This window comes from Clostridium sp. CS001, assembly GCF_020443565.1.
Classification (GTDB): Bacteria; Bacillota; Clostridia; order Clostridiales; family Clostridiaceae; genus Clostridium_AD.
In genome coordinates this window covers 1-14,475 of record NZ_JAIZZN010000024.1, presented here as the reverse complement: position 1 = coordinate 14,475, position 14,475 = coordinate 1, and the positions used below count along the sequence as shown (strand labels likewise).

The 14,475-nt window shown below is 32.1% G+C and carries 15 protein-coding genes and 1 tRNA gene; 10 read left to right on the top strand and 6 right to left on the bottom strand.

The window, feature by feature from the left end; translation table 11 throughout:
- Window positions 1–58: 58 nt before the first annotated feature.
- The 3 genes from LGK97_RS14570 to LGK97_RS14560 form a co-directional block, all read right to left on the bottom strand.
- Window positions 59–862: an ABC transporter permease gene (locus tag LGK97_RS14570; RefSeq protein ID WP_226260488.1), complete on the bottom strand. Its 804-nt coding sequence runs from the start codon at window positions 860–862 to the stop codon at window positions 59–61.
- A 92-nt stretch (window positions 863–954) separates the two neighbouring features.
- Window positions 955–1,758, bottom strand: coding sequence for an ABC transporter permease (locus LGK97_RS14565; RefSeq protein ID WP_226260487.1), 804 nt, complete (start codon window positions 1,756–1,758; stop codon window positions 955–957).
- Window positions 1,755–2,738 (bottom strand): ATP-binding cassette domain-containing protein, encoded by a 984-nt coding sequence (locus LGK97_RS14560; RefSeq protein WP_226260486.1) that lies wholly within the window; start codon window positions 2,736–2,738, stop codon window positions 1,755–1,757. The genes LGK97_RS14565 and LGK97_RS14560 overlap by 4 nt, the downstream gene beginning before the upstream one ends.
- A 240-nt stretch (window positions 2,739–2,978) precedes the next feature.
- On the opposite strand from LGK97_RS14560, the gene LGK97_RS14555 reads away from it, so the two are divergent.
- Window positions 2,979–3,299 (top strand): hypothetical protein, encoded by a 321-nt coding sequence (locus LGK97_RS14555; RefSeq protein WP_226260485.1) that lies wholly within the window; start codon window positions 2,979–2,981, stop codon window positions 3,297–3,299.
- Window positions 3,300–3,371: 72 nt separating this feature from the next.
- Here LGK97_RS14555 and LGK97_RS14550 read toward each other — a convergent pair whose 3' ends face one another.
- Window positions 3,372–3,992, bottom strand: a complete 621-nt coding sequence (locus LGK97_RS14550; RefSeq protein WP_226260484.1) for a LysE/ArgO family amino acid transporter — start codon at window positions 3,990–3,992, stop codon at window positions 3,372–3,374.
- Window positions 3,993–4,202: 210 nt separating this feature from the next.
- On the opposite strand from LGK97_RS14550, the gene LGK97_RS14545 reads away from it, so the two are divergent.
- The 8 genes from LGK97_RS14545 to LGK97_RS14510 all read left to right on the top strand — a co-directional run bounded on the left by LGK97_RS14545 (window position 4,203) and on the right by LGK97_RS14510 (window position 10,187).
- Window positions 4,203–4,278 (top strand) — tRNA-Pro (locus LGK97_RS14545).
- A gap of 168 nt (window positions 4,279–4,446) precedes the next feature.
- On the top strand, window positions 4,447–5,793 hold the full coding sequence (locus tag LGK97_RS14540; RefSeq protein WP_226260483.1) for a [Fe-Fe] hydrogenase large subunit C-terminal domain-containing protein: 1,347 nt from the start codon (window positions 4,447–4,449) through the stop codon (window positions 5,791–5,793).
- Window positions 5,794–5,949: 156 nt separating this feature from the next.
- Entirely contained in the window at window positions 5,950–6,474 is a 525-nt protein-coding gene (locus LGK97_RS14535; protein WP_226260482.1) for a phosphatase PAP2 family protein, read from the top strand.
- 118 nt (window positions 6,475–6,592) lie between these two features.
- Window positions 6,593–7,246, top strand: a complete 654-nt coding sequence (locus tag LGK97_RS14530; RefSeq protein WP_226260481.1) for an HAD family hydrolase — start codon at window positions 6,593–6,595, stop codon at window positions 7,244–7,246.
- A gap of 219 nt (window positions 7,247–7,465) precedes the next feature.
- Entirely contained in the window at window positions 7,466–7,903 is a 438-nt protein-coding gene (locus LGK97_RS14525; protein ID WP_226260480.1) for a hypothetical protein, read from the top strand.
- A gap of 391 nt (window positions 7,904–8,294) precedes the next feature.
- Window positions 8,295–9,152, top strand: a complete 858-nt coding sequence (locus LGK97_RS14520) for a hypothetical protein (protein WP_226260479.1) — start codon at window positions 8,295–8,297, stop codon at window positions 9,150–9,152.
- A gap of 191 nt (window positions 9,153–9,343) precedes the next feature.
- The gene (locus LGK97_RS14515; RefSeq protein WP_226260478.1) at window positions 9,344–9,655 is read left to right on the top strand and encodes a PadR family transcriptional regulator; all 312 of its coding nucleotides are present in this window, start codon (window positions 9,344–9,346) and stop codon (window positions 9,653–9,655) included.
- A 13-nt stretch (window positions 9,656–9,668) separates the two neighbouring features.
- A complete protein-coding gene (locus LGK97_RS14510) occupies window positions 9,669–10,187 on the top strand; it encodes a DUF2812 domain-containing protein (RefSeq protein WP_226260477.1) in 519 nt (172 codons plus the stop codon).
- Between the two features lie 80 nt (window positions 10,188–10,267).
- On the opposite strand, the gene LGK97_RS14505 is transcribed toward LGK97_RS14510, so the two are convergent.
- Window positions 10,268–11,824, bottom strand: a complete 1,557-nt coding sequence (locus tag LGK97_RS14505; RefSeq protein WP_226260476.1) for an ABC-F family ATP-binding cassette domain-containing protein — start codon at window positions 11,822–11,824, stop codon at window positions 10,268–10,270.
- A 343-nt stretch (window positions 11,825–12,167) separates the two neighbouring features.
- On the opposite strand from LGK97_RS14505, the gene LGK97_RS14500 reads away from it, so the two are divergent.
- Window positions 12,168–13,343, top strand: coding sequence for a class I SAM-dependent rRNA methyltransferase (locus tag LGK97_RS14500; RefSeq protein WP_226260475.1), 1,176 nt, complete (start codon window positions 12,168–12,170; stop codon window positions 13,341–13,343).
- A 171-nt stretch (window positions 13,344–13,514) separates the two neighbouring features.
- On the opposite strand, the gene LGK97_RS14495 is transcribed toward LGK97_RS14500, so the two are convergent.
- Complete coding sequence (locus LGK97_RS14495) at window positions 13,515–14,219, bottom strand: 2-phosphosulfolactate phosphatase family protein (protein WP_226260474.1); 705 nt, start codon at window positions 14,217–14,219, stop codon at window positions 13,515–13,517.
- Between the last annotated feature and the right edge of the window lie 256 nt (window positions 14,220–14,475).

Here is a 14,475-nt window from a genome sequence, read left to right as displayed (position 1 = left end):
ATTGCCCCCCTATATAGTAGTATTATTTTTACATGACTTGTGAATCCACTGTAGTAATTTAACTACCTGTAGATTTGTAGTGCTTAACTCCAAATTTCCATATCTGTAGTGCACCAAAGAAAAACACTATTCCTACAATTGGCGATATCCAAGGTATCCATGCTGGCGAATTCAAAGGATCAGCTTTATTTAAAACCCCCATAGCAGGAAAATAATTAACACAAGCTAGAGGAACTACAAATATAAAAAACTTTCTAAACCAAGAATCATATATAGTTACAGGGAACTGAGCTATCTCTACGCCTCCATAGGTAACCATATTAACAACTTCAAGGCTCTGAACCGACCAAAAGGATATTGTTGCTTGCAGGACAAATAATCCTGAAAACAAAAATGCTCCCCCAAAGATTGAAATAATTATAAGCATAATCTTAACTAAACTCAAGCTATTATTTAAAGACCACATAGCCCAAAGAAGAACTATAAGCCCCTGTGTAAATCTACCTATTCTCATTAATTGAAATTCTTGTCCCACGATTTGAAGTACAAGACTTCTTGGTCTCAATAGTAATCTATCAAATTCTCCTGTTCTCACCTTTTCATCGAAGGTGTCAAACCCCCTAGAACCTGCTTCTGCTATAGCAAAGGCCATATGTATCATTCCATAGAAAAGCGCAATCTCAGGTAAATTCCACCCTTTTATAGCACCAAACCTATCAAATAGAACCCAAACACCAATAAAATCTATAAAGGTTATTGCAAAGTGGGCTATAGCCATCATAATAAAGGATGCCTTATATTGCATCTGACTTTGAATTGAAACACTTATATATCTTAAATAAAGCTTAATAGCATTTCTCATATCTATCCCCCTTGTAGCGCGCTGGAGTAGATAACAATTATTAATTGTTGACCCCTTTGTATTCCTTTGGGGCAGTTAACAATCATCAATTGTTAACCCCCCTGTACTTCAATACGTTTTAACCCTCTTGAAATCAGCCATCTTCCATATAAAATTAATATCCATGTCCATATTAATTGATGAAAGAGATATGGCAATATATCACTTGGCTTTATGTGACCTAAATAAAATCTCATAGGTGTATCTACCAGTCCACTAAAGGGCAGTATTCTAAGAATTGGTTGCATCCATGAAGGGAACAAGGGTAATGGCACTGTCATCCCAGAGAAAATCATAACCAAGGCTGGCAATAGTCTTCTAATTCCGTCTCCTGATATAGTCCAAAGCATTGAGATATTGAATATATTGGTTATTGCGCAGGAAAGCATTAAAGCACCTATTGTAACTAAAATCCACGCCCCAAAACTGGCAAATGAATTTGGCAGTTGCATGCTATAGTTTTCTGGCAACAAAAATAAAGTAACCATGAATAGTGGTATTGCCCGTAGTATGGTGGGTGCTGTTCTCTGGGCAAATGCCCTGCAAAACCAATGATTATATAAGTCTAGTGGCCTACATAACTCATATGCCACATTTCCCGTGGTAATCATTCCTTGAATTTCAGCATCTCCATTCCAAGGTAGCATCCCCAAAAGGGCTTGGCTAATCCATATGTATGTAACAGTTTGTCCATATGACATAGGCTGAGTTCCTGTAGTTGATGCATAAAATGCTGCAATAATCATTACTCTAACAAATCCAAATAAGAATTGTGTACAAATTCCTGCTATAGCTGCAACCCTGTACTGTATTAGTAACATGAACCTTAGCTTTACAATAGATATGTATGCTCTCATATTTTGAGTTCCCCGTATAACTTTGCGATTATTTCATCTATAGGCTGATTTTCAATTAGCAAATCTTTAATTTCATATTTGGAGGATATATTTGATATTAATTCCGAGGGAGTTATTTTATCTGGGTTAAAACTTAGATGTGCTCTATTTCCTTCTATTTTTATCACTTTAGCATGTTCTATAGATATTTCACTGATTTGCTGCTCTAGGTCTACTATCAGTCTACGTTCTTTTGATACTGCCCCTCTAAGATTATCAATGTTTCCATCTAACAGAATCTGACCTTTTCCAATAACCATAACCCTAGAACACAGAGCTTCAATATCATCCATATCATGAGTAGTTAAGATAACAGTTGTTCCACGTTTTTTATTAAGTCCTTTTATAAATTCCCGAACAGCGAGTTTTGATACAGCGTCTAGTCCAATAGTTGGTTCATCAAGAAAAAGAAGTGGCGGTGTATGAAGAAGTGATGCTGATATTTCACATCGCATCCTTTGACCTAAACTAAGTTGGCGTACTGGTACTTCTAATATTTTAGAAAGATTTAATCTTTCAACTAATTCATCCTTAGTAGCTTTATACTGCTCCTGTGGAATGTTGTATATATCTTTCAATAGTTCAAAAGAATCAATTACAGGGAGATCCCACCATAGCTGAGAACGTTGCCCGAATACAACTCCTATATTTTTAACATGAGAAATTCTATTTTTCCAAGGTACATTCCCTAGAACTTCACAATGCCCTGAGCTTGGCACAAGAATTCCACTTAAGACTTTGACTGTGGTTGATTTACCCGCTCCATTAGGGCCAATGTAGCCTACTAATTCTCCTGCATCTAGTTTAAATGAAATTCCTTCTAAAGCTTTTACAGTATTATATTCCCTATGAATCAAGCCTTTTGTTGCATTCCATAAACCTGGTCTTCGTTTAGCTATTTTAAAGGTTTTTACTAAATTCTCCACAATGACTTGCGACATAATATCCCCCTTTGCTGTTCTCTGTAGTACAAAACAATTATTAATTGTTTTACCCCTTGTATTCTGAATTATTTGTATCTTTAAAACGACAGAATTTTATATTACCAAAAAAGACTACTATTGTAAATACTTATATTTACCTAATTTAGTTTCAACTTTTATAATTATATTGTGTAAAAGAATTAATCTTTGGTAACACTAAAAATGAAAATACGAAAAATTCTTTTGGAGGTATGTACAGTGAAAAATTTTTTAGTTTCAGCTATAGTAGATATTATAATAATTTTTGCTTCCTATTTTTTATTTAGAAGTGTAATAAGTGGACCCACTCGTCATAGAATATATGAAAAGTTTATGAGTTCTTTTGCAAAGTTTGTAATTATTATTTTTGTAGCTAGTGCAGTAATCACTTCTCTTATTGCTTTAGTTTTATACAAAACCCGATATATAGTATACATAAACATAATAGCTCCTGCCTTATTATCAATATTAGTAGGGTTTGTTATGTCCACTGTACCAACAAGGGGTATAGGTGATAAAGAAAAGGATGCTAAGAAATAATAAAGAGAGCAGTTTTAATATGATGATTTTTCTATCATCTATAAAAACTACTCTCTTATTTTATGAATCTTTTTAGATAATTAATTTTACAAACGAATATGCTAATTTAAATCCATATACGATTATAATTGCTCCACATATCAAGTTTATAATCCTAATAACCTTAATATTAAATTTAGCTTTAAATAGGGAAACAATTGTTGCTAATGATGTAAACCAAATGAGAGATGCTAAGCATACCCCTATAATAAAGTAGATTCCCATATCTACTGGTAGCGATGCCCTACTTCCACCTAATAATAATGAACCATCAATTATAGCTTGAGGATTTAACCAGGTCACTGCAAAACATGTACCTATTATTCTTAGTATTGATTTATTCACATCCACAGTATCTTCAGATTTAATTTCTGGAACTTGCCTTACAAGGCCTACTCCAATATATATTACCGCTATACTGCCTAGTAAAAGAATAAGCATTTTTAAAAGATTGAACTTTTCCATAAGCGCTCCTACACCCAAGAAACATGAAAGTGCAAGTGATATATCAAAGAATATGGTAATAAATGCAACTTGGTATGCTTTTAGTCTCTCTTTGCGTATGGCTGTGTTTATTACAAATATGTTCTGCGTACCTATAGGTGCTACATAAGCAAACCCTACAAGCAATCCTTCTAATAGATATTTATACATTTCATCCCCCCTAACTACTTAATCATCGTCTTTGATGTTGATAAACAATTTAAATAAACGATTACTTTTCAAATTATTCTCTCCTTTTAAATTATAGCTTCTACTTACTGTAATGTATAGCCTGAGGTGCACTTTATACTATTTAAAAAAAGAATATTTCTAAATACTGTTGACATTTATCCATTTCTTTTATATAATAAGTCTTGTCCTCGGGGTGTAGCGCAGCTGGGAGCGCGCGTGGTTTGGGACCATGAGGTCGCAGGTTCAATCCCTGTCACCCCGACCAAAAAAGAGTTGTCTAATGACAACTCTTTTTTTTATAATCTTTTTTGTTTATTAATATGTATAAAACCATTCCTATTTCACAAGCTACTAATAGTCATTGTTTTATTGTTTTTTCAGAGTATTATGTTAACATTATTGTATAGCCAATAACAAATTAGGAGTGATTATTTTGAATAAGATCTATAGTGAACATTTTAAGTCCCTGATTAAATCCTATTATGAAAACAATTTTGAAGACAAGGTGCAAGAACTACTTTCTAAGGATAATACTTACAAGAATGAGTTAAGTTTAGTAATTTCTTCGCTTTGCGGAGTTCAAGTAGACTTTTCTAATAATTACATAGAAGACTTAAAAAAAGCTATTATTTCCTACGAAATAAATCATAAGGTTGTAACCAAAGTCAAGTCTTGCACCATGGATTGCACAGATGACCCTTTAAATAAACCCTGCCAAGCTTCTTGTCCTTTTAATGCCATATTAATAGATAATAAAACTAACACTACCTATATTGATAATGACAAGTGCATAGACTGTGGGCTTTGCGTAGATGCATGCCCTAAGGATGCGCTAATGGATAAAGTAGAGTTTATTCCACTTATAAATTTATTAAAAGGTAATTCCAAGGTAATAGCAGCAGTAGCACCAGCCATTACTGGTCAGTTTGGAGAAAATGTTAATGTAAATCATCTTAGAACTGCCTTTAAGAAAGTTGGATTTACAGATATGGTGGAAGTTGCTTTTTTCGCAGATATGCTCACATTAAAAGAAGCCATAGAATTTGATGAACATGTTAAAACAAAAGAAGATTTAATGATTACCTCTTGCTGTTGCCCTATGTGGGTAGGAATGGTAAAAAGGGTATACAATGATCTAGTTAAATATGTATCTCCTTCTATATCTCCTATGATTGCCGCTGGCAGAGTTTTAAAACAATTAGATCCAGATTGCAAAGTAGTATTTATAGGACCTTGTATTGCAAAAAAAGGAGAAGCTAAGGAAAAAGACCTTTTAGGTGATATAGATTATGTGCTTACCTTCACAGAGCTTAAAGATATTTTTGATACATTAGAGATCCACCTAGAAAGGTTACAAGAAGATGTATCTAGTGAGTATGCGTCTAGAGGTGGTAGACTTTATGCCAGGACAGGCGGAGTATCTATAGCTATTGGAGAAGTTCTAGAAAGATTATTTCCCGAAAAATATAACCTATTCAATTCAGTTCAAGGAAATGGCGTAAAAGAATGCAAGGAACTACTTACTAAAGCTGGGAAGGGAGAACTTGATGCAAATTTTATAGAAGGTATGGGTTGTGTAGGTGGATGCGTAGGCGGCCCTAAATCACTGAAAGATTCGAGCTATGGTAAACTTCGAGTAGATGAATTTGCAGAGAACTCAAAAATCAAGGTGGCTTTGGATAGTGATTGTATGCACGAAATCCTAGATAAGATGGAGATCTTCGTTGCCGAAGATTTCAAAGATAAAGATAAAACTATGATATTTCGCAGGGAATTTTAGATAGTTTTTGGTAGCTTTAACTACATTATGGAGCCTAGGAATAATATTATTATTTATGTTAAGGTTTTAGATAGAATTTACAATATAAATAACAACTAAAATATGATACAATATTCAGTAATAACCTAATTGATTCTTTATTCCTATGGAGGTTTTATGAAATCATTATTTGAGTATATTAGTCACAAAGATATACGACTACTTAAATTTATAAATAACTCTTGGAAGTGTAAATTTTTAGATTTTGCAATGCCCATTATGACCTATTTGGGTTCATTCACTTTTATCTTTATATTTTGCACTGCAGCCTTTTTATTAAGTGATGCTATTCTTCACACCATGGCTGTTAAAGCTATGATTTCTGTAACAATAAGCACAGGGGTTGGTAAAATTTTAAAGGTAAGTGTCACTAGGCTCAGACCTTTTATACACATCCCTAATTTAAATATAAAAAAGATAGGTATAGATATGTATTCTTTTCCTTCTGGTCATACTACTGCTGCATTTTCACTAGCGGTTATGATAGCGCTTTATTTCCCCATTTGGGGCCTTTTGACTATTCCCCTAGCCCTTTGTGTTGGGATTTCTAGAATGTATCATGGAGTTCATTATCCCACCGATGTTATAATGGGAATATTTATTGGAACTACATTTTCCTTTGTTACTTACATATTCTTTTAACAACATTTTGGAAGCTTAAAGTCTGCCATCTTCTATAAGTGGCAGTTGTTTAGCCTAGAAAGGTTGCTTTGGTAGGTAATTTATCTAATTCTGCTATATTTATATGCGAGGTGAGTAAATGCTAACAAATATTAAAGCTGTAATTTTTGATTTAGATGGTACACTTATAGATTCCATGTGGGTTTGGGGTAAAATAGATGAAGATTATTTAAAAGTTCGAAACATTGATTTACCTAAAGATCTAAAAGACCAAATAGAGCACCTCAGTTTTGACGATGTTGCAGTATACTTTAAAAATACCTTTAACATAACAGACACTTTAGAGGAAATAAAAAAAGAGTGGTTAGATTCTGCTCATAGGTCGTACATTAGTGATGTGAGGCTAAAACCTGGTGCAATTGAATTTTTATCTTTACTTAAAACCCTAAATATAAAAATTGGACTAGCTACAAGTAATACAAGAATTCTATTAGAAGCAGGACTAAACGCTAACGGAATATATGATTTCTTTGACTCCATAACTCTAACTGAAGAAGTCTCTAGAGGCAAAAACTTTCCTGATGTATATTTGCTTGCAGCAGAGAGGTTAGGTGTAAAACCAGAGGAATGTATTGTCTTTGAAGATATCCTTCCTGCAGTTAAGGGTGCAAAGCTTGCCGGAATGAAGGTCGTTGGTGTATATGATGATTTTTCTAAACATCAATGGGAAGATATTATTTACCATGCAGATAGATACATAATAGAATATCATGAACTAATAACATCCAATTAAATCATCACCTGAGGTGCTGAAATGTGGTTAAAAATTCATATAAAAACTCCCGCACATATCTTCGTTAATTGCAGATAGTTGGATTTTTTATATGAATTTTTTTGTTTTCTATAGAATAGTATATACTAGAACGAAATATAACTTAACCTACTATTGTTCCATCTTTTAGATTAACCTCTTTCATATCTTCTAAGAAGCAATTTACAAGGAGAGATATCATTGCTTATTATTCTATTTTCAATTCTTCTTATATGTTTTGGCGTATATTATTATATAATGGGCCAAAAGCTATCTACTTTGAACACTCAACTAAAGATTACCTCTAGACAAAACAGAGAATTTAAATCAAAAATTGCAAGTGTTCGCGGTGCTGAGGGCCCAATTATAATAAGATACAAACAGCCACTTTTTAAGGCAGGAACTACAAAAGCAAATTGTAGCCTATATCTAAGTCCTATGGAAAGTTCACCAATACTATCTAGTATAGCTAGAGGAACTGACCTAGAAATTCAAGATTTAGCTGAGCTCTTTAATATTTCCTGGTATGAAGTCTCCCTAAAATCCCAGACTAATATTAATAATAAAGGGTGGATAAAAAGAGATATCGTAATTACCGTAGATGATACTGTTAATTGTGAAGAAGAGACAACTACTTAAATCATCATCTTAGATGTTGTTATTAGGCAAAGGCATATATCCATGGGGTATATGCCTTTATTAATTCTCGTAATATTAATCCTTTTTATGAGTTTTTTTACTGTGCTTATGTTTTAAATTGTTTTCTTTCTTTTCTTTTTCTTGTTGGCTTGAAACGGTAGGATCTTTTTTTTCGCTCATTGTGTTATACCTCCTAAAATAATAATTTGATCATAATGTCATCTTACTATTTTGCTCAATATAGAAATTATAATGCTATGAAATTAATAGTAAAAATAGACTTAATCAATAGACCTTTCCTTATTGATTAAGTTTTTAATTTTTTCAATGTTACTTATGTTATAATTTATGAATCAAACTAACAATTTTGTTAGTGCTAAAGGAGTTCACTATGAGAATAATATCTGAAAATAATCTATGTATAGATAGACCATATATAAATCTAAAGAAACTTTCAAAAACAATTTCATTAAGAGTTGGTGAAATTAATGAGGCTGGCTTTAAAAGTACATACATAATAAATCAGCATAAACAAACCTTATCTACTAATGAAAATTACATTGTACAATTTAATGAAGGAATCGAAAAAATAACACTTGATACAGGGCTACTACATGAACATTTATTAGTTGAAGTAAATTATTCCTCTAAAAACAGTAATAAATCTACCTTCAAGATTTACCTTGTTTTAGATAATATAAAATATTCATTGCAATTTAGCTCTTTTGAAGATATCTATGATGATTGCATGAATATCTTAGCTAGGGAGCTTCATGGAAAAGAAGAATTAACTTGCATAAAGGAATGTTTTAACACCTTAGATATTGATGAGATCTCAGTAGATGTTAATTTGAATTTAGAAAGATTACAAGAATTTAAAGATAAGGTAAACTACAAAAGAAATGTTTCTTATTTTGTTATTAACAATGTTGCGTCTGCTACTTCAAAGTATGATATAAACACTAAACCACAAAAAATATTATCAAGTGATACTCTAAAAGTTCTAAGATATGATTATTCCACAAGACTTTATAAAATAGTAGAGCCTATTGATAAAATGACTAAAATAAAGTTATATGAAACAGATATTATTTGTGATCTGGGTGAAAGTAACTTTGCTAGCGTTAGTATCTACACTGATTACGGCCTTGGAAAATTATTAGATGTTAAAAATAATGTTATCCCAAACATTAATACATTATCACTATTTGCAAATATACTAGACCTGGGCTTGGAAGTTTTAAACTAGAATTTCTATGGAATCATCATTAATACGTAAATAATAAAGACTTCAGAAGGATATTTACATCCTTTCTGAAGTTTTTTTTATTATACTATGTAGCTTATGATGTATAATATATTTTTTAATATATCGTTGACAAACGTATCGCTTGATGATATATTATATATCATCAAGCGATATATTGGAGGTTGATATAATTGGAAAATAACACACCTTTGACAGAAGCTTTATTTTATATCTTGTTGGCTGTGCATACACCCAATCATGGATATGGAATTATTCAAGCTGTAAGTGAAATGACAGATAAAAGAGTAACCCTAGGACCAGGCACCTTATATGGCGCTATTAATTCAATGCTTTCAAAGGGCTGGCTTAATTTATATAGTGAGGATAAGGAATCTAGAAAGAAAAAAGAATATCTTATTACAGATGCCGGAAAAGAAATATTCAAAAATGAAGTAACAAGGTTAAATGAACTTATAAAAAACGCAAAAAATATAAGTGATTAGGGGGCGTGTATCTATGTTAAAATTCAAACTATATTATGACAAAGATGAAGAAGAAGTTTGGTTAAAGAAAATGTGTTTAAATGGATGGGCCTTTAAGAAATTCTTCCTTGGTTTTTATACTTTTGAAAAATGTGAACCAGGAGAATATAACTATCAAATAGACTTGCTTGATAGCTGGAATAGCGAAAAAGATGACTATTCAGCCTTCATGGAGGATACAGGAGTAGAAGTCATATCCCAATGGTGGAGATGGGTATACTTACAAAAGAAGGCATCAGATGGTCTCTTTGAAATGTATACTGATGTAGAATCAAAAATCACTCAATACACTAAAATTAAGAAATTTTTCAAGGTAGCTCTGATTATAGAAGTCATCTGCTTCTTTATGGAGGGTATGGCAACAATCAACACTGGCTCTTATGCTTTTGGTATATTCACAGTTTTTATTGGAGTAATATGTTTAGCAATATTAAAAATAGTTTGGAAATGTAAATGGAAAATCAAGCAATATAAACATGAGCAAAATATGTAACGTTATAAACAAAATGCTATTCTTAATATAAATAATACTAGGAAATATTATAAAATATCTCCTAGTATTTTAATTTTTATCTACACAATCTTTGTAGTCCAATTCTCACAATTCCATACATCTGTAACTATATCTTGATAAAATTCTGGTTCATGGCAAACTAAAAGGATTGTTCCTTTATATTCTTTTAATGCTCTTTTTAACTCTTCCTTGGCATCTACATCTAAATGATTGGTAGGCTCGTCTAGAATTAAAATGTTGGTTTCTTTATTTATAAGCTTAGCAAGTCTTACCTTTGCTTGTTCTCCACCACTAAGTACCACAATCTTACTTTCAATATGCTTTGTAGTAAGTCCGCACTTTGCAAGTGCTGCTCTTACCTCATATTGAGTATATCCTTGAAAGTCCTTCCAAAACTCATCAATACAACTATCATAGTTTGAACCCTTGATTTCCTGTTCAAAGTACCCTATATATTGATAATCACCTAAATTTACTTTACCTGAAAGAGCCTTAATACTACCCATAAGACTTTTTAATAAAGTTGTTTTTCCAAGACCATTAGCACCCACTAAAGCAATTTTTTGGCCTCTTTCCATGTACAAATCAAGTGGCTTAGTTAATGGACTATCGTATCCAATAACCAAATCCTTAGTTTCAAAGATTACTCTTCCTGAAGCTCTTGCAGTTTTAAAGTTAAACTCTGGTTTTGGTTTTTCTTTTGTAATTTCTATTCTATCAATTTTGTCTAATTTCTTTTGTCTTGATTTTGCCATATTACTAGTGGCAACCCTTGCTTTATTTCTAGCAACAAAGTCCTCTAGTTTGGCAATTTCTTGTTGTTGTCTTTCGTAGGCAGATTCCACTTGTTTCTTTTTAGCCTCATATACTCTTATGAATTCATCATAGGAACCTGAATATCTACTTAGTTCTTTATTCTCCACATGATATATTAAATTAACTACATCGCTTAAGAATGGAACATCGTGGGATATTAAGATAAAAGCATTTTCATAATTTTGAAGATATCTCTTAAGCCATTCTACATGTTGTTCATCTAAGTAGTTAGTAGGCTCGTCTAGTAAAAGAATATCCGGAACTTCTAACAAAAGTTTTGCAAGAAGAATTTTTGTTCTTTGTCCTCCGCTTAAATCCGAAACCTCTTTTTCAAGACCAACATCTCGAAGCCCAATTCCAGCCGCTACCTCATCTATCTTGGAATCAATATTATAAAATCCATTATGATCTAACAAATCTTGAATTGTACCCATTCTATCTAATAATTTTTCTAGCTCTTCAGGTGTTACATCAGCCATCTTTTCTGCTATAACCATCATTTCTTCTTCTAAGTCAAAAAGATATTTAAATGCACCTCTTAATACATCTTGAATTGTTTGTCCGTTTTCCAATGCAGTGTGCTGATCCATGTATCCTACCCTCACACCATTTGACCATTCAACTTCACCTTCATCTGGCATAAGTTTTCCAGTAATAATGTTCATGAAAGTTGACTTACCTTCTCCGTTAGCTCCTATAAGTGCTATATGTTCCCCTTTAAGTAACCTAAAAGATACATTTTCAAAAATTGCTCTGTCACCAAAGCCATGGTTAATATTCTTTACTACTAATATACTCATTTGTTATTCTCCTTATAATCTATAATTTTATATTCATTTACTTCGTAAAATCTTCTATGAAAACTATGGAATCTCATCCAAAAGCAAATACATTTAATCATTAAATTCAAAGCTTTTTAACTAAGTTGTGTATTCAAAAGCAATAGTATTAATTAAAAAATAATACCATACATTAAAAAACAACACATAGATTAGTTTAATTTATAAGTGCTCTTATGTCAAAAGAATTTTATGGATTTTATGTTGAAAATTAATTGGGTGTGGTATACTACTATAGATAAATAGCTTGATATTTCTTATTAAAAGTTGTTTGTAACCCTAAAGAACACAGGAGGAATTAAAAATGGCTTGTAAATTTTACTTATATAAAGGTAAGGGCAGAAATGCAGAAAAAGGACACCTTTGGATATATGCAAATGAGATAGAAAACTTTGATGGTGAGTATGAAAATGGAGATATAATTGAGGTATACAATTTTAGAGGAGAGTTTATAGGCAAGGGCTTTGTAAATGATGCATCTAAAATTGCTATAAGAATAATGACTAGAGATATAATGGAAGAAGTAAATGAAGACTTTTTCCGCAGAAGACTTGCTGATGCTTGGAATTATAGAAAAACTATTATCGATACCTCTAGTTGTAGGTTCGTATTTGGAGAAGCAGACTTTTTGCCTGGCCTTACTATAGATAAATTTGAAGACTATTATGTTATTCAATCTTTGGCACTAGGTATAGATAGATACAAAGATATAGTTGTTAATTTATTAGTAGAAGAATATGGTGCAAAAGGCGTTTATGAGCGAAGTGATGCTAGAGTTCGCGAGCTTGAAGGAATGGAGCAAACAAAAGGCTTCTTAACAGAGCCCTTTGATACCATGGTAGAAATTGTTGAAAACGGTGTAAAATACTTCGTTGATATTGAAAATGGTCAAAAGACCGGATTTTTCTTAGATCAAAAGGAAAACAGAGCAGCTATCCACAGATTGTGCAAAGACGCTGATGTTTTAGATTGCTTTACCCACACAGGCTCCTTTGCTCTTAATGCAGGTATCGCTGGTGCTAAAAGTGTTCTTGGAGTAGATATTTCTGAGCATGCAATAGATTTTTGCAGAAAAAATGCAGAGCTTAATGGCCTTTCAGATACAGTTAAATTTGAGTGCCATAACGCCTTTGATATACTAAGAGAATGGTCAAGAGATAAAAGACAATATGATGTAGTAATACTTGATCCCCCAGCCTTTACAAAATCACGTTCTACTATAGATGGAGCTTCAAGAGGATATAAGGAAATTAACCTGCGTGGAATGAAATTAGTTAAACCAGGTGGCTATCTTGTAACTTGTTCCTGCTCTCATTTTATGTATCCTGATTTGTTTAGAGATACAATAGCGGAAGCAGCATTGGATGCTAAAAGAACACTGAGACAAGTAGAATTTAGAACTCAAGCTGCAGATCATCCAATACTATGGAATTCTGATGAATCTTATTATTTAAAATTTTATGTGTTCCAAGTAGTTTAAAACGAAAAAGGTATATATTACTACAACTGCTTTCACATCGCTAAGAAATTCTAAAATTTATTAGCTTGTTCAAATGCACTTTACGTAATATATACCTTTTTATTATGCTAAAATATAAGTAATCAAAACTTTATCATTATATAATCTTTCAATTAAGTATATCGTACTTTTTTAAACTATAATCCCATCCCTATATTCTGGAACAATGTCTATAGTATCTTTTCTGCAGCAGTATTCTAAATCTGCTTCAAGACCTAACTCTGTAATCCTTTTGTAGTGATTTGCATATTTAATAAAGCTATGAATATCTTTATTATTTTTATAAATATAATGTGAAGTTATAGCTATATCTGAAAGCTCTGCTTGCAGAGATTCTAATATACAATCAATTATGTATCCACTGCACAAGAAATCATCTATAGAAAACTCACCATAAGTTCCTGCATTAACTATTACCACATCATTGTTTAATTCTAATATTCTTTTTGCAGTAGCCTTTGCATTCACCATTGCACCAATTAGGATGTTACTAGCTCCTATGCAGCCTTTTATAGCTTTAGTACCATTTGTAGTAGTCATAACAAGAGTTTTACCCTGAATGCTTTCTCTAGTGTATTCTAATGGGGAATTGGAATAGTGAAAGCCTTCTATCCTCAGTGCATTTCTTTCTCCGCCAAGCATAAATTCCTCTTTACTATTTCTCACAATGCTCGATGCTTCCTCTACTGTTAAAACAGGAATAACACCCTTGCATCCATTATTCATTGCAGTAGTTATTACGCTAGTTGCCCTAAGTATATCTATAACTACCACAGTTTTATTTTCTATTTTTTCTTTTTTTATATCGCTGGCCGAAATTATAATATCTATTTTCATATGATTTTTCCCCTTTAATATTTTTTGTCTTATGTCACACATATATAATTATAGTACATATTTCTACTTTATATAATAGTCTAGAGTTAAGTATCTGTATAAAACTTTACTTACATATGCGTATGATAATGTTCTATTATGATGCAATCGAGTAGGAGCTGAATAATTAATTTATTCAGCGACCTCTCACACCACCAAGCATACCGTTCGGTACTTGGCGGTTCAATAAGATTTACCTAATCATAAATATTTTTCA

Coding starts and splice junctions, on each gene's coding strand:
- LGK97_RS14530 (WP_226260481.1), top strand. CDS start 6,593: ATGCTAACAAATATTAAAGCTGTAATTTTTGATTTAGATGGTACACTT.
- LGK97_RS14510 (WP_226260477.1), top strand. CDS start 9,669: ATGTTAAAATTCAAACTATATTATGACAAAGATGAAGAAGAAGTTTGG.
- LGK97_RS14500 (WP_226260475.1), top strand. CDS start 12,168: ATGGCTTGTAAATTTTACTTATATAAAGGTAAGGGCAGAAATGCAGAA.
- LGK97_RS14520 (WP_226260479.1), top strand. CDS start 8,295: ATGAGAATAATATCTGAAAATAATCTATGTATAGATAGACCATATATA.
- LGK97_RS14535 (WP_226260482.1), top strand. CDS start 5,950: ATGAAATCATTATTTGAGTATATTAGTCACAAAGATATACGACTACTT.
- LGK97_RS14495 (WP_226260474.1), bottom strand. CDS start 14,219: ATGAAAATAGATATTATAATTTCGGCCAGCGATATAAAAAAAGAAAAA.
- LGK97_RS14570 (WP_226260488.1), bottom strand. CDS start 862: ATGAGAAATGCTATTAAGCTTTATTTAAGATATATAAGTGTTTCAATT.
- LGK97_RS14560 (WP_226260486.1), bottom strand. CDS start 2,738: ATGTCGCAAGTCATTGTGGAGAATTTAGTAAAAACCTTTAAAATAGCT.
- LGK97_RS14565 (WP_226260487.1), bottom strand. CDS start 1,758: ATGAGAGCATACATATCTATTGTAAAGCTAAGGTTCATGTTACTAATA.
- LGK97_RS14505 (WP_226260476.1), bottom strand. CDS start 11,824: ATGAGTATATTAGTAGTAAAGAATATTAACCATGGCTTTGGTGACAGA.
- LGK97_RS14550 (WP_226260484.1), bottom strand. CDS start 3,992: ATGTATAAATATCTATTAGAAGGATTGCTTGTAGGGTTTGCTTATGTA.